Here is a 19,635-nt window from a genome sequence, read left to right as displayed (position 1 = left end):
TTATTATATTCTGACGAGGAAATTGTTGAAATGTATATTTTTCTTAGATCCCCTTCATTTTTAAATTTCTCCAGTTATTTTACCGAGGTTTATGTTGGAACCATTTTGGCATAATGGAAATAAGGAGTGATGATTCATGAATGAAAGTGAGAGCAAGGAACTTTTTGAAGAAGCAGGCCTTTTGTTTTTGTTTGAAAAATTCCAATATCAGTTTTATGTGACAGACTTACTTGGAAAAATAAAACCAGAAATATTGGAGAGTTTTTTAAATTGCTACGAATTTCAACAAAATGAACCACTTTTTTTTGATGAATTCGCTTTTCATTTTAGAATTTTTCAAAATATCTCCATTAAAAATAATTGGATCAATTAATAAACGATATACTATTGATTTAAAATCCAGCATACTAAAACCATCGAAATATTACTTTTTGAATGGTGTGTTTAAGTATGACGAAACAGATAAAAAAACAAAAAAAGAATCGATTCGAAACAATAAAGGAGTTCTTCGGAGAGTTAATTGGAGAAGGTATATTTCATCTAATTTTTCAAGTATTAAGTTTACCTTTCCGCGCTGCCTGGTGGTTAATTACGAAGATATTTGACCGACTTGATTGGAATTGATTCTATGACAAAGTAATGCAGATATCCCAATACATAGTTTTAGACCTCGTAAATACTAAAACACTGGATACGTGCATAGATAACGAGGTCTAATGGGAATACATTCTTTATTACGCCATCAATATACCGGATAACCACCATAATAAGGATACTGGTAGGGATAAGGGTATGGGCTCGGTCTGACACCATAGCCTCCAAAACTTCCGCCTAATAAAGCGCCTGCAGCAAGCCCACCGAGCAAACCGCCAGCTAATCCGCCACCAAAGCCTCCAAAGCCAAATCCACCGAATCCTGGCCGACCACCATATACAGGTCTTCTTAGATTATGACCATGATAAAAATAAGGATATTCTTGGTTCATTATAACCCTCCTCGATGTTTTCTAAATTCCTATTCCTATTAGGTGTATGTTCTATAATCTTATTTGCATAGGCATTCGGCTTAGATTTGTTAAATTAGCTGTACAAATCGATTTATTATGTAAACCCTCAACCAGTAAAAGGCAACTCCATATCACACAGCTTATTAAGAATGGGACAAGTTTAGTCATCCGCATTCGTTTCCTTTACTTCATCAAAAATAAAAGGTCCGACACCGAAACTAGTAAATCCAATATATAGTGTAATTACACTACATATTGGATTTAGAGTACGTGGTCGAACCCTTGGATATCCTTATTTTTCTTGCGTTTCTTTACTTGCAGCCATTGTTAGGGTTGTTTCAACGAGTTCAGTTTCAGCACGATTTCGATCTAATTGTAGATTTCTTTTTCCTGCGAAACTTTCTAATAAATCCTTTACATCAATTCCTGAAGAAGCCTTCAATGATTCCTGTAAAGTTGACATGAGATTAGTCGCATAACTAGTTACTTTATTGGCACCGCTGTTTGGGCCATTGCTACCAGTATCTACTACTGTAATCTTATCGATATTACCTAATGGAGCTGCCACTTGCTTCGCATATTCAGGAAGCATTTTCAAAATCATGTCCATAACAGCCGCTTGACCGAACTGTTCAAATGCCTCGGCGATTTTTTGCTTCGCTTCTGCTTCGGCAACCCCTTTTAGTCGAATGATTTCAGCTTCTGTTGTTCCTTGAGCTTTCTGAGCCTCTGCTTTTGCCAGGCCATCCACTCTAATTTTTTCTGCCTCTGCTTTCGCCATTGCTTCTACGCGATATTTATTCGCATCTGTCTCAGCAATATCTTTCATTTTATTTGCTGAAGCAGCTTGCTCAACAGCATAGCGATCTGCATCTGCTTTTTTCTTCACTTCAGAATCATATTGTTTCTCACGGCGTAGAATCTCTTTTTCCTCAAGTTCAATTTGCTTTTGCCTTTCAATGATTTTAATTTGCATTTCCTGTTCCGTTACTTCCTGTTTTGAACGAGCAGTCTCTAGGTCGTATGCTTGGTCAGCTCGGGCTTTTGCGATATCTTGTTCTCTGCGGAATTCTGCAATTTTCAGTTTATTGATTTTTTCTGCTTCAGCAATTTCTGTTGCTCGCTCTAGTTCCGCTTGCTGTGCTTCTTTCGATGCTTCAGCTCGTTTGATTCTTGTTTCTTTATCAGCTTCAGCTGTAGCAATATCAGCATCCCGTTTCACTTGAGCAATTCGAGGTTTACCAAGTGAATCAAGATAGCCATTCTTATCCCGAACATCTTTAATGGTGAATGATACGATCACCAAACCCATTTTCGCAAGATCCTGAGAAGCCACACGTTGAACTTCTTGTGAAAATTTCTCACGGTTTTTATAAATCTCTTCTACGGTCATTGAACCAAGGATGGAACGCAAATGCCCTTCAAGCACTTCACGCGCCTCTTGTTCGCGATCTTCCTTCGCTTTTCCTAAAAATTGTTCGGCAGCAGTCGCAATCTCGTTGATAGTACTCCCAATCTTAATGATGGAAACACCGTCTGCCATTACTGGAACACCCTGCTCTGTATAAACTTCCGGAGTGGAAACTTCCAACTTACTAGATAATAAGCTCAGTGGTTCTGCTTGTTGAAAAACTGGAAGAACGAATGCTCCGCCACCACGAACAATCTTAATTTTATTACCCGATTCATCTGTGTGTACATTTTTGTTGCCTAAGTAACTTCCTGTAATAATTAAAGCCTCATCAGGGCCTGCAGTACGATATTTCGTGATAAAAACTCCAACAAGAGCTAATAATAAAACAACAACAACTCCAATAATCCATAAATAATCAAACATGATAAATATCCCCCTATCCAATTTCTATCTGTTGATGTGGCAAAACATGTAATACGCCATTTTTCACTTCAATCACTAATACAATCGATGCTGCTGGAATTGCTTCATTATTAAAGCTTACTGCAGGCTTCGCAATCGAGCCACTCGCACCTTCAATTAGCACTTCCCCAAAACCATCCACTGGAACGGATGTTAACACTTTGCCGGTTCTTCCTTTCAAATCCGATTCAGAAATGGATAATGATTCTTCTGCAGTTGATAATGGTATAAGAATGAAAATATTCAACAAGCTGACAATCAGGAGCGCAATGCATCCAGATATGACTGCAGATAAACCACTATGCAAGTTCGTTACCTTTTCAAATAGATAACCTGATGCACCGAAAACGGTGAGAAAAGCGAGGATTAATACCGGATTTAAGTAATCGGGAGCTTCCAAGCCGGAAAGGATATCATTGAATAAAATAAAAATAAAAGTCAATGCACCAGAAATAATTAAGGTATATAAGTAAATTGTTTCAAGTGGTAATCCAAACAACTCCATCGTCCTCATCCTTTTATCTCAAATTTTAACTCTGGTCATACATCTCATTTACATGACTGGTAAGCACTCCTCTCTTTCTTTTTTGTTGCTTACCTACTATACGAATTTGTTTTGCGAAGGTTTCATCTTTTTTAAAATCTTTAGAATCATTCTCGTTTTCACATTACTTCAAAAAAGTTAAAAAATAATAGATTGACAGTCAACATCATCACGATTAAAATTTAATTGTAAACCGAATATATTCATAAGTTAACAAAGGGAGTGGAAATCTTGCAAACTAAAAGTCAAACTCGGCTAGTCAATCTTATTATTATTGCTTTATTTGCAGCAATCATTGGAATCCTCTCACAAGTCATGATTCCAATTCCACCTGTTCCATTTACAGGGCAAACATTAGCAGTTGGCTTAGCTGCAACAATATTAGGCGCAAAAAGAGGAACGTATTCTGTACTTCTTTACTTATTAATTGGTGCAGTCGGAATCCCTGTGTTTGCAGAAATGACAAGTGGAATCTCACGAATTGTTGGACCTACTGGTGGTTATTTAATCGGCTTTATTCCAGCTGCTTTTTTCATTGGCTTTTATCTTGAAAAAACGAAGTACACTGTGTTTCATGCAATCATCGCGAACATCATTTCCATGTTCTTTCCATTACTAATCGGTACAGCCTGGCTTAAGATTGCAGCATCAATGTCTTGGACAGCTGCATTTGTTGGGGGTTTTCTCCCTTTCATCCTTGTCGGCATTGCAAAAGCAATCCTTGCTGGCTGGTTAGGCATTCTTCTTCGCTCTAGGTTAGAGACAGCCAAAGTACTTCCTAAGAGCACTGTGGCTTAATCATAAACCAACAACAAAAAGGAACAGCACCGCTGTTCCTTTTTGTTTATTTTTTATTCTTATATTCTTTCTTTGTACCATCATCAAAATGAACATCTAATTCAAATTCCTGATAATTTTCATCAAGGTTAAACACTTGCAGTACTTCTTTAATGACTTCATTATCTGAAGTATCTTTTGTAAAAGTTAGTTGCTCAAATTTAGTGTTTAATTGACTCATCGCATCATCACCATAAATATGCTCGCCATTGATTTCATCTTCAATAGATGCTTCCATATCACCTAATGTATCATAATCAACACTATACTCTTTATCGCCCGCATACTCCACGCCAAGTTCAAATTCCTTAAATTTACCTTTAGAAGCTAATTCTGTGTTCTGAATTTGATCCTGCTCTACATTAGCATTCCCGCTATTTGTTTGTCCGGCCTTTTCTTCCGCTGGCGGATTATCAACCTCGTTTTTGTTTCCACAAGCAGCTAACAAAATTAAGGCTGCAAATGAGACAAATAATACTTGTAATGACTTTTTCACAAAACGATACCTCCTTGTACTTATTAGTTTATCTATTTCCCGAATAAAGAAATTTAAACCTTGCACAAGTAATCTTCAACTAAAACCACCAAATTATTCATATTTGGTTGATTTTTGTTTTTTAATTCAATATCGCATTAGTTAAAAATCAACAAGAATAGAGCCTTGAATGAACGTTCCTTTTTTAATCAATTTGTCCCGTTATAATAACTGAATCGGGATTATATACAGTAATACAGCAAAAAAGTGTGTAGCAGATCCGCCTAATACAAATAAATGCCATACTGCATGATGAAATGGAAACCCACGCCACACATAGAATATGGCTCCAACTGTGTAAAGTAAGCCACCTATCATTAATAATTGGACACCCGTTGCCGGCAAGTTTGCGGATATTGGTCCCCATGCTATGACAATCATCCACCCCATTGCAATATACAAAAGGGTCGAGAGAAATAGAAACTTTTTCACAAAGAATGCTTTAAAAACAGTCCCTACTATAGCAACTACCCAGACGATACTAAGGAGAGTCCAACCTAGCTTACCATGAACCACAATAAGCATAATCGGCGTATATGTACCGGCAATGAAAAAATAGATTGCTGAGTGATCAAAAATCTCAAAAACATCTTTCGCTTTTCCTTCTGGAAAGCTATGCACCAAAGTTGATGCTACGAACAAGGTGAGCATCGAAACTCCATAAATTGTAGCAGCTGCCACATGCCAGGCATTTCCTTGCTGCACTGAAAAAATAATTAAAAATACTAAGGCTGCGATACTAAGCACTACACCGATACCGTGCGTGATTGCATTGGCAACTTCTTCTTTCTTAGTATAAACATGAGTATTTGCCATTCACTCAGCTCCAAATTTCCGGCCATTTTTCTTCCTTATTTCAGGAATTTCAGCCTTTTATGATTCATTTCATTTAGTATACTCCACTTCTTTGCTGTATTAAAGAAAAAGGGATGAAGAAGCGTATACCTTCTTCATCCCTTAATATGTTTTAAATGGCAAAATGATGTGCACCAATTATTTTCGTCACGTTTAGCGTTCTCATCCATTTACTGCTTGATATACTCGGATTATAAAAATATAATTGATCAAACGTATAACCTTGAATGGCGAGTGCTTCATTAACAGCTTTTTTCGAATCTTCATCAGCAGGTTCTTTGATACTACCGTCATCTACCGGTGAAAATTGGTTGTCCTGATAAATGACTTCAGAAATTGTATCCGGAAAAGCATGATCATGAACGCGATTCAAAACAACAGCTGCAACTGCAACCTTGCCGTCATATGGTTCACCTTTCGCCTCAGCATGAACCAATCTGCTTAACAGCTCTTTATCACTGTCACTAATACTTGTAGGTATGATAAATGTTTCACCAGGAATCACGACATTATTATCATTATCATTAACTTCCTTTAACTGTTGAATTGGCACACCATATTGCTTTGCGATATCCCAAATCGTTTCCCCTTGTTTTGTAAGATGCTGTTTCTGTGCAGCATATACCTTTGATGTATTTACAGGTAAATTATACCCAATAGAAATTATACAAAAAGTGATGATACATATCACGATACTTAAAAGTTTCATCCTGTAACCTCCTTGTTAAGCACTTCACAAGGATAACAAGCATTCAAGCGTTTTTCAGTGTTTAATTTTTCCCAAGGAAATTGAGGAAAAGAATAGTAATTTTATTGATTGCTTCATAATAATGCGTATACACGCATTATATCAGTGTTTATACGCAAATTCTTTTTACTTTACATAATTTAGCCATTGAATAACATGGAAGCTATGCATGAACTTACATTAGAATTGATTTCATTATATGGTATTTATTGGATAAAAAAACATTCCATTCATCACTTATAACCTCCTCGTGAAAGAATTATTCAAGCGGTTTTTTGCTCGTTCATTCATTCTTACCATATCACTAATAGTGGCTCATCTCGTTCGTTTAAGAATTTTTTTGATTTCCATACAAAAAGATGACCAATGAAGGGCTTAAATGAGCTCCATTGATCATCTTTTCAAAATTTGTTATACCGTTTTCTTTTTCCAAAGCCCAAGAATAATCCCGGTGATTAATGTACCGATTAAGATCGCTAAAATATAGAGGAATGGGTGATTGACAAGGGGAATAACAAAAATTCCACCATGTGGCGCTGGCAAAGTTACGTTAAATAACATAGATAAACCACCAGCTGTTGCTGCACCTATTACACTACTAATGATCACACGTATTGGATCAGCTGCTGCGAATGGAATGGCGCCTTCTGTAATGAAGGATGCTCCCATAAAAATATTCGTAAATCCTGATTTCTTTTCTGTATCGGAGAATTTATGCTTAAACATGATGGTCGCAAGGGCAATTCCGAGTGGCGGAACCATACCGCCCGCCATAACTGCTGCATGCGGTCCAAAGCTTGAAGCTTCGATTGCTGCTATACCAAATGTAAAGGCAGCTTTATTGATAGGGCCGCCCATATCAACAGCCATCATCCCGCCTAGCAATATACCAAGTAAAACTGCATTCGTACCTGACAAGCTTTGTAGCCAATTCGTAAGACCGCTATTAATCGCTGAAACGGGTCCGTTTACAACAAACATCATAATAAGTCCGGTAATTAAAATACCAAATACCGGGTAAAGTAAAACGGGTTTAATCCCTTCCAATGTTGCAGGGAGCTTATTAAATAGTTTTTTCAAGCCTAATACTACATAACCGGCAAGGAATCCGGCAATCAAGCCGCCAAGGAATCCAGCGTCTGCTTGTGCCGCTAAGTAACCACCTACAATACCAGGGGCAAATCCTGGTCGATCAGCAATACTGCTCGCGATGAACCCTGCAAGAATTGGTACTAGGAAGAAGAAAGCTCCGCCACCACCAATATCATTTAAAGCCTTAGCAATCGGATTATAGCTTGGATCAGCAGGATCATTTGCATGAATGCCAAACATAAAGGATAGTGCAATCAGAATACCGCCACCAACGACGAATGGAAGCATGTTACTTACACCACTCATTAAATGCTTATAAATACCATTTCCCGCTTTTTCTTTGCTTTCTGTTTTACTGTTATCACCTTGATAGACAGGTGCATCGCCTTTTATTGCTCGCGTAATCAATTCTTCCGGTTTTCGCACCCCTTGTGCAACAGGGACGATTACGACTTTTTTTCCAGCGAATCGATTCATTTCAACTTGTTTATCCGCCGCAACAATAATCCCATCTGCTTCTTCAATTTCTGTAGCAGTTAAGCCATTTTTAATCCCTGTCGAACCATTCGTTTCAACTTTAATATCAACACCCATTTCTTTCGCTTTTGCTTTAAGCGCATCAGCAGCCATATATGTGTGTGCGATACCTGTTGGACAAGCGGTAACAGCCAAGATTTTTTTATTTCCAGTAGAAGATACAGGTTCATTTTTTTCTGATTCTTCTTCCTCTGCAGTTTCTTGTTCTTTGTTGTCAATTAATAAAATGATTTCTGATTCTGATTGCGCAGCTAACAATTGATCCCGGAAGCTAGCATCCATCAATAAAGAAGATAATCTTGATAAAGTTTCTAGATGAGCATTGTTCGCACCTTCACTTGCAGCGATCATAAAGAGCAAATGTGCCGGCTGACCATCAAGAGATTCATAATCTACACCTTGCGTGGATCGTGCAAACGCAATGCTAGGCGTTTTTACTGCAGCTGTTTTTGCATGCGGGATCGCGATTCCTTCGCCTATCCCTGTCGTGCTTTGTGCTTCACGTGCTAAAATGGCTTTTTTATATGCTTCTTTATCATTCAATCGATCTGCACCTGATAATTTCTCAACCAATTCATCAATGGCATCTTGCTTAGTCGTTGCTTTAAAATCTATGATCACTGTTTCTCTCTTTAATAAATCGGTGATTTTCATCCTTTTATCCCCCTGTAATCTCACTAACTTCAATCTGCGATACTAAATGTTCGATATCGACTTTTTGACAAAGGTCGGCTGAAAACGCAGTGGCACTTCCCGAAGCAATACTAAATTTAAATGCTTCAAGTAGATTCTCTGTTTTTTTATACGTCCCGATAAAACCCGCTACTAGTGAATCACCTGCTCCAACCGAATTCACGACGTTTCCTTTAGGTACGTTCGCTGTATATATTCTGTCAGATGTACATAAGACTGCACCATTACCAGCCATGGAAACAATAACATGTTTCGCACCTAAAGCAACAAGTTTCTTCCCGTATGTAGCAGCATCCTCGATCGTATGAATCTCCGTTTCAAATATCTCTCCAAGTTCATGATGGTTCGGTTTAATTAAAAACGGTTTATATTTCAGTACATTCAACAAAGAAGGGCCGCTTGTATCAACAATTACATCAATCCCTTTATGTTCGCATTCCATTGCAACCGTTTCATAAAAGTCTGCAGGCATATTGGGAGCTACATTACCAGCTAATATAATCGTATCCCCATTTGTTAATAGTTTGATTTTCTCCAAAATTTGTTCATATTGAAATCTAGAAATACTCGGCCCCAAGCCATTGATTTCCGTCTCACGATCACTTTTTAATTTAACATTGATCCTCGTATCCTCAGACACCTCAATAAAGTCCGTCTGAATTTGTTCATCCTGTAAAAAATCGCGAATGAATGAACCAGTAAACCCTCCTAAAAACCCAAGAGCAATAGAATCCATATTAATTCTCTTTAGAACACGTGACACGTTTATTCCTTTGCCACCAGGAAATTTCGTATCCCGCTTCGTTCGATTTAATTGATTCACTTTGAACTGTTCAACTTCCACTATATAATCGATGGAAGGGTTAAGCGTTACCGTATATATCATGGTGTCACAACCTTTACATTTGAATGTTTTCGTAATGAAAGTACTGCTTCTTCATCATTTGCATCTGTTATTATCGTAACCTCTTCAATTGAGCCAACTCTGGCAAATGTGGTTTCAAATAGTTTCGAACGATCTGCAAGAACATACGATTTATTCGATAATTGAATCGCTCTCATTTTTAACAGTGCTTCATCGGGATCTGGTGTTGTCAGCCCATAATCCGGATGGATTCCGTTCATACCTAAAAAGCATTTATCAAAACGATAATCGGAAAGGAACTGAACGGCTTGAGTACCTACAATCGCGTTCGTTGCAATTTTCAATTTTCCTCCAACAAGAAATGTTTTTATGTCGGCCTCCATAAGTAATGGAAGATGCATAAGTCCATTTGTGAGCACCGTAACATTCTTTTCCTTCATATAAGGGATCATTTCAAGTACGGTTGTTCCTGCATCAAGATAAACACAGTCTCCATTATCGATGTAGGAAGCAGCTAGTTTGCCAATTTGTTGTTTTTCTACATGATTTGCATGCTTTTTTTCATTTATTGAAGGTTCGAGTCCTTTTTGCTTGAATAATGCAGCACCGCCATGCACCCTTTTTAACGCTTTCATTTCTTCTAGTTGAACTAAATCACGTCTAATGGTTGACTCAGAAGCATTCATCTGCTCAACAAGGTCCTGAAGCTTGATTGTTCCTTGCTCTTTCAGCAAAGCTAAAATCAATTGATGCCTCTCAGTTGTTAACAAAACAATTACCTCCCTTGCTATATCTGTATAATAAATGATTATCCGCAAAATTTCAATCAAAATCGTTTGAAATCATCCATTTTCATTCACTTTTATTCAAAACCATTCATTCAAATGAAAACTTAATGTTAAATTCTACAAAAATGAGATAAAAAATCCCCAATCAGATTATCTGATTGGGGATTTTTTATCAACCTTGTAACAATAGTTGTTCTGGGTCTTCCAGTAACGCCTTAACAGTTACAAGGAAGCCAACCGCCTCTTTCCCATCGACGATACGGTGATCATAAGAAAGAGCTAGATACATCATTGGTCTGTTTTCAAAATTATCGTTATCAATGGCTACAGGTCTTACTTGGATTTTGTGCATTCCAAGAATTCCGACTTGTGGTGCATTAAGAATTGGCGTAGATAGCAATGATCCAAATGTTCCACCGTTTGTAATGGTGAACGTTCCACCTGAAAGATCTGCAAGTGCTAATTTATTGTTTCTTGCTTTAACAGCAAGATCGCTAATCGATTGTTCAATTTCAGCAAAGCTTTTACGGTCTGCATCACGAACGACTGGCACAACTAAACCGTCATCTGTCGATACAGCAACACCAATATCATAGAATTTTTTCTTAAGAATTTCGTTCCCATTAATTTCTGCATTAAGTAATGGATATTTCTTAAGTGCACCAATCACAGCTTTTGTGAAGAATGACATGAAACCAAGCTTCACATCGTTTTGTTTTACAAATGCATCTTTATGACGTTTCCGTAAATCCATAACAGCCGTCATGTCTACTTCGTTAAATGTTGTCAACATTGCTGCTTCGTGTTGAACTTCTACTAAACGTTTCGCTATCGTTTGACGACGACGAGACATTTTCACGACTTCTACTCGATCATCATGTTCTGTTTGCGCTGCAGGTGCGGGTTTAGCTGGTGCCGGTTCTTGTGCACTTGTTTGTACCGGTGCTTTTGCTGCTACTACATCTTGGATTCTTACACGGCCAAGTGGATCTACAGCAGGTACTTGGGATAAATCAATCCCTTTTTCACGTGCAAGTTTACGAGCGGCAGGCGAAGCGATCGTTCTTTGAGCAGTTGGTACAGAATTAACTTCTTCTGCCTTCAATTCCTCTACAACAGGTACTTCTACTTTAGATGAAGATCCTTCATTTGTTCCGTCTTCACTAACTACAGCTATAGCTTGTCCAACTTGAACGGTATCTCCTTCTGCTGCTAGTAACTCAGATAATGTACCACCATAATCAGAGATAATTTCAACGTTTACTTTATCTGTTTCAAGTTCTAAAAGATATTCTCCCTTTTCAACCGTTTCCCCAGGTTGTTTTAACCATTGTGCAATCGTTCCTTCTGAGATTGATTCTGCTAGTTCAGGCACTTTCACTTCAGCCATTTTACTTCTCCCCCTCTTTAGTACGCGTAATTGATTCAGTCATAATACGGTGCTGTTCCTGCTTGTGAACAAGTGGATCCCCTTCTGATGGACTCGATCTCCGTTTTCTACCAATGTAAGAGACAGAAACTCCATTTGGAACTGTTTCATATAAGCGGGGCTCAACAAATGTCCATGCTCCCATGTTCTTCGGCTCTTCTTGGAGCCATACTATTTCTTTCAAATTTGGATATTTTACGAAAACTTCCTTCACTCCCTTTAGTGGGAATGGATAGATTTCTTCAAGGCTGATGATTTGAAGCCAGTCAGTATCTGTAACACTGGCAATCTTTTCACGTATCTCTACTGCTATTTTACCTGTGCAAAGTACAATCCTTTCAACCGTATTAGGATTTTGACCCAAAGTTTGCGTTTCAATAAATGACTGGAATTCTCCTTCAGTAAATTCAGCAAAGGTAGAGGCCATCACTTGATTACGCAGCATACTCTTCGGTGCCATAATCACTAACGGACGAACTTGTTCCATTTCAAGAATTTTTGCTTGTCTTCTTAACACATGGAAATATTGAGCTGCAGAGCTTAAATTGGCAACTGTCCAGTTGTTTTCCGCTGCAAGGGAAAGGAAACGTTCCAGACGTGCACTAGAATGTTCAGGTCCTTGTCCTTCATATCCATGTGGTAATAGCATAACGAGTCCAGATTTCTGACCCCATTTAGCGCGACCTGCAGAAATAAACTGGTCGAATATTACTTGAGCTGTATTGGCAAAATCACCAAATTGCGCTTCCCAAAGCACAAGTGTTTCAGGTGCAAAAACATTATATCCGTATTCAAATGCAAGAACTGCTGTTTCCGTTAACGGGCTATTGTGCACAGCAAAAGATGCTTTAGCAGTCTTTAATGTATGTAGCGGTGAGTATGTTTTGCCATTTTCACTATCATGTAATACGATATTTCTCTGGGCAAATGTTCCACGTTCAGAGTCCTGTCCAGTTAATCGAATCGGCGTACCATCTGAAAGTATTGAAGCAAATGCTAATGTTTCTGCATGAGCCCAATCAATTTTCCCTTCATCTCCAAATGAATCGAGACGACGGGAAAGAATACGGCCTAACTTCTTATTAATCTGGAATCCTTCTGGCCATTCCACAAGACTTTCATTCATGCGAATTAAATCTTCTGAAGTTACAGTAGTATCAAGTTTTGGAAATCCCTTTTCAACGGTTTGAGGTGGATCTAGTTCACAAACAGTTTCTGGTTTGTTACCAGAAATTCTGTCATAAGCCTCTTTCAATTTCTCCTCGACTTGCTCTGATAGTGCATCCAGTTCTTTATTACTGATTGAACTCGTCTCAAGCAATTTTTTTCCGTATAAGTCTTTAACGGTTGGATGTTTATGAATCAAGCCATACATTCCTGGTTGGGTAACTAGCGGCTCATCCATTTCGTTATGACCAAACCTTCTATAGCCGATTAAATCTATCAGGAAATCTTTCTTGAATTTTTCACGATATTGAAAAGCAAGTGTAACAGCAGCAAGACACGCTTCTGGATCATCTGCATTCACGTGTACAATCGGTACTTCAAAGCCTTTTGCAGGATCACTTGCATATTTAGTAGAACGAGAGTCTTCGCTTTCAGTCGTAAATCCAATCATATTGTTCGCGATAATATGAATCGTGCCACCTGTTTGGTACCCTTTTAAACGACTTAAATTAAGCGTTTCGGGAACAATACCTTCCCCTGGAAATGCTGCATCACCATGAATAAGAATCGCCATTGAACGAGAAATATCTTGTATTGGGAAGCCCGCTTCTGTCCGATTTTCTTGTGCAGCACGGGAATATCCTTCAACGACTGGACCAACGACCTCTAAGTGGGATGGATTATTAGCTAGTGTAATTCTTGCTTTTTGTGTATTTCCATTTGTGATAAGTGTATCCAATCCTAAATGATATTTAACGTCACCTGTCCAGCCGTAATTAATCCCTATTGACCCTTCTGATGGGACTAAATCCTTATTAGGACTATGCTGGAATTCAGAGAAAATGATTTCATATGGTTTACCAAGAACGTGTGCTAACACATTCAAACGGCCGCGGTGTGCCATGGCGATATTTACGTTAGATGTGCCATTTTGAACAGTTTGAGAAATTAAATGATCAAGAACCAGAACAAGCATATCAAGGCCTTCAATTGAAAAGCGTTTTTGTCCAACATACGTACGGTGAAGGAATTTCTCAAATCCTTCAACTTCCGCTAATCGTTTATATAAAATGGCTTTTTTCTCATTTGTAACTTCAGGAAAAATACTACCTGATTCAACTGCATCAATTAGCCATTGTCTTTCATCCAAATCATTCACTTGCGAAAATTCAAAAGCAATCGTTTTTGTATAAAGCTCCTTTAAATAACGAAATGCTTCATAGCCATCTTTGACGGTTTCAGGTGATTCTGGGCAAATAAAGTCAGCCGGAATTTTTCGCAAATCGTCAGCTGTTAATTCATATTTCTCCAATTGAAGAAGTTCGTTATCCAACGCCACTTCGTTCAACGGATTAATATTCGCTGCTAAATGACCATATGAACGAATATTTTCTGTAAGTTTAACAGCAGATGTGATTTTTTTCATTGAAAGTACATCACCTGATGAAACCACTGCCGTTTGATTTTCGACGATTGTTTTTTGATTTGGTACAGTGTTTACTGTAGGTGGTCCGAAAATTTTAAAATAGTTTTTTAGCTCTGGATCGACTGAATCCGGATCTTGTTGAAATAGGTCGTATTGCTCCAAGACGTACCCAAGGTTTGGACCAGAAAAAGCTTTCCATGGGTCATATGCCTTAGCTTCCTTGATGGTCATTTTTTAAACCCCCAAATTTAACGAATAATTTTTATTTTGTTTTACCCATCCCCACGATATTAGCTAACTTTTTTATTAAAAAACTCCTAAAAAAGTTATATTTTTATACTATTATCAATATTTAAAGGATAAAACGTTTTCAATAATTATACTACCATGTTTTTAACAAATATCCAAAGGTTAAACCTAGAAAAATAGAGAAAAAAACATAATTATGCTAACGCATTGCAATACTTTATGTTTAAGACCCTCAATTTTCTGCATTAGCCAGCTTTTATCTCCCTTTTCCTTTCTATAACTCTAGTATTTGATTAAATAGGATTGTATTTTGTATATTTGAATAAAGGTCATGTCTTGGTAATTTGTTGAATTTTTTCACAATTTCAGTATATTTTGATTTGAATTTTCCGATTGTTCTTTTAAAATAGCTAGATAATGATCCATATTAATCGTGTTATCTTCACAAAGGTCAAAATTTTATAACAATAATATTCTCCAACGTAATATGGAATAAAGTACAGGTGTCTCAAAAGGGTTAAATCGCCTTTATACACAGTTTATTATCGTTCATATACATCACATAAACTGCATGTATTTGTAAGTATTAACCCTTTCGTTCTCGGAAACACGCTCGTTTTTTAACACATAAAAAATACACTTATTTACTCCTTTAGTTCATACAATTCTAATTTTCTTTCAGGTGGCAAAACGGTTGTACGTTCATTATTCATGGAAATTGCACTTTTCCATTGTCTTCCGTAATCATTTCAAACTCGAAACCCTGTTTTTTAAGTCCGATAATGATATCAGGTAATGCTCTAACTGTGTTTTTCATATCATCGATGTCATGCAGCAAAATTACTGCTTGCTTATGCTTCTTAGCTCCGGTTAAAACAGATTGCGTAATTGTTTGTTGACTAATCATCGGACTAATGCCGTCCTTTGAATCTACATTCCAGTCGAAATACGTATAGCCTCTTCGTTCAAGTTCTGAAATAATATCTGTACGAATCGATTTCTTTTCACTCCTTTGAATAAGCATATTATTGGAACCACCTGGAAAGCGGATTAACTTTGTATTGATGGCATACTTATGATCCAGCAGTGATTCTAATTTTCCCATATCTTTAAAAAAATCATCTTTCGATCTGTAAATCCTTCGATAATCATGAGTATTCGAATGTAAAGCAATAGTATGGCCACGTCTAACCATTTCTTCATAAGCCTGTTTAGCATAGCTTTGTCGATTTGCCATAACAAAAAAAGTCGCCTTAATTTGGTATTTATCTAATATATCGAGAATTGGAATTGTATTATGAGACGGCCCATCATCAAAGGTTAAATAAGCAACCTTACGTTCTGCGAATTCTGATGTGTTGGTTAATGGGACTAACTCATCAGGAATGGGTATTGCATAAATAGTTAAGCCAATAGTGAATGAATATAGTGTGACGATTATAAAGCTAAGGAATACTCTCATCATATGTCCAACCTTTCCTTTTTATCCCGGTTTAATTAACCATCCATGTGGGATGAAGAAAACCTCCACTAATAGAAGTTTCACTTTGTTCTTAAGTTGCTCGTCCTAGGTTTTTTTATGTTATGAATTGCCTTAAGTTTGTAAACCTTTTTATAAAAAAGATGGGTTTTTGCTACATAAAAAAGCTGACAAGTAGGAAGTGTTCATCCTGGTTGTCAGCTTTTTTGTTTCCATTACTCTTCGGGATGCTGCGCTGCATATAATTGCTCTTCTAAAGCAATTGTATATTTCTGCTTTTCCGTTTCTGTCCATTGGAAGGTATCACTCATATAGTCAATAACTCCATCTTTCCAGGCTTTTGCCCCTTGGATATTAAACAGGATCGCTCCTGTCCGCCTCATAAGGAAGTCAACAGGGGTTACGGTGCTTTCAGATTGAATCGCATATACGAGCATGCCGTAAACATCTAAAGGCAGATTATATTTCACGGCATCACTACGTTTATCCTTAATAAGAGCAAAAACATCAGATGCATTGGAACCATACATTTGAGCAATAGCCAAAGCCTGTTTAGAGTCAAGTCCAACTGCTTCTCCTTTTACTTTTTGAGATTCAACATATGCATGAAAGTTTTTCGATCCACCTACTTCACCGCCAGAGATGCGAATTTCCTTAGTTTGGCATCTGTCATATTTAATTCCATAATCTGTTTCGAAGCTTATCGCCACTGTATCAAGCACTTGTTGGGACATTTTACGATAACCAGTTAATTTACCTCCTGCGATTGTAACTAATCCAGAATCAGATACCCAAATTTCATCTTTCCGAGAAATTTCTGATGGGTCTTTTCCTTCTTCGTGAATAAGTGGGCGAACACCGGCCCAGCTAGATTCAACGTCATCGTTGGTAATGTCCACATCTGGAAACATGAATTTAATCGCTTTGAGAATATAGTCACGGTCAGCTAAAGTCATTTTAGGATTCATTGGATCCTTTTCATAAAATGTATCCGTTGTACCTACATATGCTTTGCCTGCACGAGGAATCGCGAAAACCATCCGTCCGTCTGGCGTGTCGAAATAAACCGCCTGTTTCAGAGGAAAACGGGATTGGTCGATTACGATATGTACGCCTTTTGTTAAATGCAATGTTTTCCCTTTTTTTGAACCATCTTTTTGTAAAAGGGTTTCCACCCATGGACCTGAAGCATTGATGACTTTTTTCGCTTTAATGGTAAATGACTGTTTTGTCAATATATTTTCTACGACCGCTCCTGTCACTTTTCCATTTTCATAAGTAAAGTCAACTACTTTTGCATAATTTAGTAATTCAGCACCTAGTTCTGATGCCCTCTTTGCCACTTCAATCGTTAATCGAGCATCATCTGTACGGTACTCTACATAATACCCTCCGCCCATTAAGTCTTTTCGTTTTACAAGAGGTTCCTTCTTGATCGTTTCCTCTACTGTTTGCATGGTTCTTCGTTCTTTTCGTTTTACACCAGCTAAGTAGTCATAAACCCGTAAACCGATTGATGTTGTAAATTTACCAAATGTTCCGCCTGAGTAAAATGGAAGTAACATCCATTCTGGTGTTGTTACATGTGGACCATTTTCATAAACAATCGCACGTTCTTTACCAACTTCAGCAACCATCCCCACTTCAAACTGTTTTAAATACCGAAGACCACCATGAACGAGTTTTGTTGAGCGGCTTGAAGTACCTGCTGCAAAATCTTGCATTTCCACTAATGCTGTTTTCATCCCACGGGTTGTCGCATCAAGGGCGATACCTGAACCTGTGATGCCACCACCGATTACTAATAAATCAAATGCTTGTTCTTGGACTCTATGTATCCTCTCATTTCTATCTAAGCTTGAAAAACTCATTGCTTTTTTCCTCCTTTATCTGAGTTTATTTGAAACAAAAAGAGACCACAACGTACACAGCAATTGCTATGCATTTGTGATCTCACGAATTTCCTAAATGACTATTAACTTGACTTTATTATACAATATCTTCCTCATTTTAGAAAGAAAAATGCATGAATAGCATAATCCCGTTTCCCTCAAATCAAATACGTCTGATACCCTTCATTTCCCATTGAAAAGAGGAGGGTCTCACTTTTAGTTCGTGTTTAAAAAGGAGGATAAAAAGAGCCGAGAAGTTCTGCAAGCGACCATCTGTAGTCTTACACATATACAGTAATACGTGAGAATTGGAGAAACAGAGATTTGGTGCCATTTCACAGCTATTTTTATCGAACTTTTTACAACAACATAAAAAAAGGAGCTCTCATAAGTATAGATGGCAAGACCCCTATACTACCACATACAGTTTAAATATCATGTAAGTAACACTATACGTTGTGTGGTGAGGGTAAGGTCAGGCTCTTTTGGGACATCCTCTGCCATTTTCACATGAACTTTTTAAGATGTTCCTGAATTTCACTTTGAAAAGCTGCATACAAAGCCGTTTCTTTGTCAAAACGCACTTCATGAAGCAGCTTGAAATCTTCGCAATTTTCAAGTTCTAACGCAATGGATGCTTTATATTCATAGGTGCCATTTCCAATCAAGTCAATCCAATTCTTCTCGAAACTTTCATAATAATGAACCACGCATTTTACTTGCCCACCATTATTATAAACGGAAATTTCCCTTTCCGTCTCATTGAAGCCATTCAAACAGGTCACTAGACTTGCGGCTGACATCGCTGTGCCGCAGGCATTCGTAAATCCTACCCCACGTTCATACGTCCGTACAAAGATCTCCCCTGATTCTAAAAGCTTTACAAAACTGACATTAACTCCATCTGGAAATAATTCATTGGGACTATTCACAGATAGCGATATTTTTTCCTGAACATCGGAATTGAGCTCATCTTGCTCAACAATCGTGACTAAATGAGGATTCGGGACCGCCAATGCTGTGAATTTTAATGAATTGGATAGCTGCACTAGTGGTTCATTGATAAGCGTCTTTTTATTAATGGTAAGCGGCAAGGATTCCACATTAAAAAGAACTGGTGAAATCTCAACTTTAAACGTAGGAATTCCCTGATATAAATCACCTGTTTTTTCAACTGATAAATCAGCTTTCATTGTTTCAATTACAAGTTGTTCCTTACCAAGGGTCTCACAAACAAATCGCGCTACACAACGTAATCCATTGCCACACATACTTGCTTCCGATCCATCTGCGTTAAATACACGCATTCTTGCGTCTACTTTCTCACTTTTAAGTACAAAAAGAATTCCATCTGCTCCAAGCAAACCCTCTCGCTTGCATAATGCTTGTGCCAGTCTTTTTCTATCATCTTCTGTAAACCGATAATCTCTCGTTAATTCATCAATCAATAAAAAATCATTGCCAGAACCATGGCATTTTAAAATATCAATGATCATCGGTACACTCCTTTCAAATTCATGAAAATTTCTATATACGATGCTTACTTTAATTCTAATTTAAAAATATTCAGTCAATTAACAAAATGGAAGCTGACAAAACAACAAAGGCGGCTAGAC

General features: G+C 37.6%; 17 protein-coding genes. 3 read left to right on the top strand and 14 right to left on the bottom strand.

The features are described from left to right. Positions 1-136: 136 nt before the first annotated feature. Positions 137-373, top strand: a complete 237-nt coding sequence (locus ACIQZI_RS06945) for a hypothetical protein (protein ID WP_403070904.1) — start codon at positions 137-139, stop codon at positions 371-373. A gap of 77 nt (positions 374-450) precedes the next feature. Beyond that, positions 451-624, top strand: a complete 174-nt coding sequence (locus tag ACIQZI_RS06940) for a hypothetical protein (protein ID WP_403070901.1) — start codon at positions 451-453, stop codon at positions 622-624. 118 nt (positions 625-742) lie between these two features. Here the strand turns inward: ACIQZI_RS06940 and ACIQZI_RS06935 are convergent, their stop codons facing one another. The 3 genes from ACIQZI_RS06935 to ACIQZI_RS06925 form a co-directional block, all read right to left on the bottom strand. Next, positions 743-985, bottom strand: coding sequence for a hypothetical protein (locus ACIQZI_RS06935; RefSeq protein ID WP_403070898.1), 243 nt, complete (start codon positions 983-985; stop codon positions 743-745). Between the two features lie 313 nt (positions 986-1,298). Beyond that, positions 1,299-2,843, bottom strand: coding sequence for a flotillin lipid rafts scaffold protein FloT (locus ACIQZI_RS06930; RefSeq protein ID WP_403070895.1), 1,545 nt, complete (start codon positions 2,841-2,843; stop codon positions 1,299-1,301). 13 nt (positions 2,844-2,856) lie between these two features. After that, positions 2,857-3,387 carry an NfeD family protein gene (locus ACIQZI_RS06925; protein ID WP_403070892.1) on the bottom strand — a complete coding sequence of 177 codons (531 nt, stop codon included), beginning with the start codon at positions 3,385-3,387 and terminating at the stop codon, positions 2,857-2,859. A 270-nt stretch (positions 3,388-3,657) separates the two neighbouring features. On the opposite strand from ACIQZI_RS06925, the gene ACIQZI_RS06920 reads away from it, so the two are divergent. Then, on the top strand, positions 3,658-4,224 hold the full coding sequence (locus tag ACIQZI_RS06920) for a biotin transporter BioY (RefSeq protein WP_403070889.1): 567 nt from the start codon (positions 3,658-3,660) through the stop codon (positions 4,222-4,224). Positions 4,225-4,270: 46 nt separating this feature from the next. Here ACIQZI_RS06920 and ACIQZI_RS06915 read toward each other — a convergent pair whose 3' ends face one another. The 11 genes from ACIQZI_RS06915 to dapF all read right to left on the bottom strand — a co-directional run bounded on the left by ACIQZI_RS06915 (position 4,271) and on the right by dapF (position 19,515). Further along, positions 4,271-4,759 carry a YusW family protein gene (locus ACIQZI_RS06915; RefSeq protein ID WP_062178986.1) on the bottom strand — a complete coding sequence of 163 codons (489 nt, stop codon included), beginning with the start codon at positions 4,757-4,759 and terminating at the stop codon, positions 4,271-4,273. Between the two features lie 201 nt (positions 4,760-4,960). Continuing rightward, positions 4,961-5,614 (bottom strand): PAQR family membrane homeostasis protein TrhA, encoded by a 654-nt coding sequence (gene trhA / locus ACIQZI_RS06910; RefSeq protein WP_403070885.1) that lies wholly within the window; start codon positions 5,612-5,614, stop codon positions 4,961-4,963. 151 nt (positions 5,615-5,765) lie between these two features. Then, positions 5,766-6,362, bottom strand: a complete 597-nt coding sequence (locus ACIQZI_RS06905) for a cell wall hydrolase (RefSeq protein ID WP_082674994.1) — start codon at positions 6,360-6,362, stop codon at positions 5,766-5,768. 450 nt (positions 6,363-6,812) lie between these two features. Next, the gene (locus ACIQZI_RS06900) at positions 6,813-8,684 is read right to left on the bottom strand and encodes a PTS fructose transporter subunit IIABC (RefSeq protein WP_403070881.1); all 1,872 of its coding nucleotides are present in this window, start codon (positions 8,682-8,684) and stop codon (positions 6,813-6,815) included. 4 nt (positions 8,685-8,688) lie between these two features. Further along, complete coding sequence (pfkB, locus tag ACIQZI_RS06895; RefSeq protein ID WP_403070878.1) at positions 8,689-9,609, bottom strand: 1-phosphofructokinase; 921 nt, start codon at positions 9,607-9,609, stop codon at positions 8,689-8,691. Then, the gene (locus ACIQZI_RS06890; RefSeq protein ID WP_403070875.1) at positions 9,606-10,358 is read right to left on the bottom strand and encodes a DeoR/GlpR family DNA-binding transcription regulator; all 753 of its coding nucleotides are present in this window, start codon (positions 10,356-10,358) and stop codon (positions 9,606-9,608) included. Before ACIQZI_RS06890 ends, pfkB begins: the two co-directional genes overlap by 4 nt. A 190-nt stretch (positions 10,359-10,548) precedes the next feature. Continuing rightward, complete coding sequence (odhB, locus tag ACIQZI_RS06885) at positions 10,549-11,766, bottom strand: 2-oxoglutarate dehydrogenase complex dihydrolipoyllysine-residue succinyltransferase (protein ID WP_403070872.1); 1,218 nt, start codon at positions 11,764-11,766, stop codon at positions 10,549-10,551. Between the two features lies 1 nt (position 11,767). Beyond that, the gene (sucA, locus tag ACIQZI_RS06880) at positions 11,768-14,629 is read right to left on the bottom strand and encodes a 2-oxoglutarate dehydrogenase E1 component (protein ID WP_403070869.1); all 2,862 of its coding nucleotides are present in this window, start codon (positions 14,627-14,629) and stop codon (positions 11,768-11,770) included. 727 nt (positions 14,630-15,356) lie between these two features. Next, entirely contained in the window at positions 15,357-16,112 is a 756-nt protein-coding gene (locus tag ACIQZI_RS06875) for a polysaccharide deacetylase family protein (RefSeq protein ID WP_403070866.1), read from the bottom strand. A 230-nt stretch (positions 16,113-16,342) separates the two neighbouring features. Beyond that, the gene (locus tag ACIQZI_RS06870; protein WP_403070863.1) at positions 16,343-17,998 is read right to left on the bottom strand and encodes a glycerol-3-phosphate dehydrogenase/oxidase; all 1,656 of its coding nucleotides are present in this window, start codon (positions 17,996-17,998) and stop codon (positions 16,343-16,345) included. A gap of 527 nt (positions 17,999-18,525) precedes the next feature. Next, a complete protein-coding gene (dapF, locus tag ACIQZI_RS06865; RefSeq protein WP_403070860.1) occupies positions 18,526-19,515 on the bottom strand; it encodes a diaminopimelate epimerase in 990 nt (329 codons plus the stop codon). Positions 19,516-19,635 lie beyond the last annotated feature (120 nt).

This window comes from Peribacillus sp. NPDC096379 (genome assembly GCF_044762875.1).
Taxonomy (GTDB): domain Bacteria; phylum Bacillota; class Bacilli; order Bacillales; family DSM-1321; genus Peribacillus.
This window is presented reverse-complemented; position numbering and strand designations above follow the sequence as displayed.

Coding starts and splice junctions, on each gene's coding strand:
- ACIQZI_RS06945 (WP_403070904.1), top strand. CDS start 137: ATGAATGAAAGTGAGAGCAAGGAACTTTTTGAAGAAGCAGGCCTTTTG.
- trhA (WP_403070885.1), bottom strand. CDS start 5,614: ATGGCAAATACTCATGTTTATACTAAGAAAGAAGAAGTTGCCAATGCA.
- ACIQZI_RS06940 (WP_403070901.1), top strand. CDS start 451: ATGACGAAACAGATAAAAAAACAAAAAAAGAATCGATTCGAAACAATA.
- ACIQZI_RS06935 (WP_403070898.1), bottom strand. CDS start 985: ATGAACCAAGAATATCCTTATTTTTATCATGGTCATAATCTAAGAAGA.
- pfkB (WP_403070878.1), bottom strand. CDS start 9,609: ATGATATATACGGTAACGCTTAACCCTTCCATCGATTATATAGTGGAA.
- ACIQZI_RS06905 (WP_082674994.1), bottom strand. CDS start 6,362: ATGAAACTTTTAAGTATCGTGATATGTATCATCACTTTTTGTATAATT.
- sucA (WP_403070869.1), bottom strand. CDS start 14,629: ATGACCATCAAGGAAGCTAAGGCATATGACCCATGGAAAGCTTTTTCT.
- ACIQZI_RS06925 (WP_403070892.1), bottom strand. CDS start 3,387: ATGGAGTTGTTTGGATTACCACTTGAAACAATTTACTTATATACCTTA.
- dapF (WP_403070860.1), bottom strand. CDS start 19,515: ATGATCATTGATATTTTAAAATGCCATGGTTCTGGCAATGATTTTTTA.
- odhB (WP_403070872.1), bottom strand. CDS start 11,766: ATGGCTGAAGTGAAAGTGCCTGAACTAGCAGAATCAATCTCAGAAGGA.
- ACIQZI_RS06875 (WP_403070866.1), bottom strand. CDS start 16,112: ATGATGAGAGTATTCCTTAGCTTTATAATCGTCACACTATATTCATTC.
- ACIQZI_RS06930 (WP_403070895.1), bottom strand. CDS start 2,843: ATGTTTGATTATTTATGGATTATTGGAGTTGTTGTTGTTTTATTATTA.
- ACIQZI_RS06870 (WP_403070863.1), bottom strand. CDS start 17,998: ATGAGTTTTTCAAGCTTAGATAGAAATGAGAGGATACATAGAGTCCAA.
- ACIQZI_RS06900 (WP_403070881.1), bottom strand. CDS start 8,684: ATGAAAATCACCGATTTATTAAAGAGAGAAACAGTGATCATAGATTTT.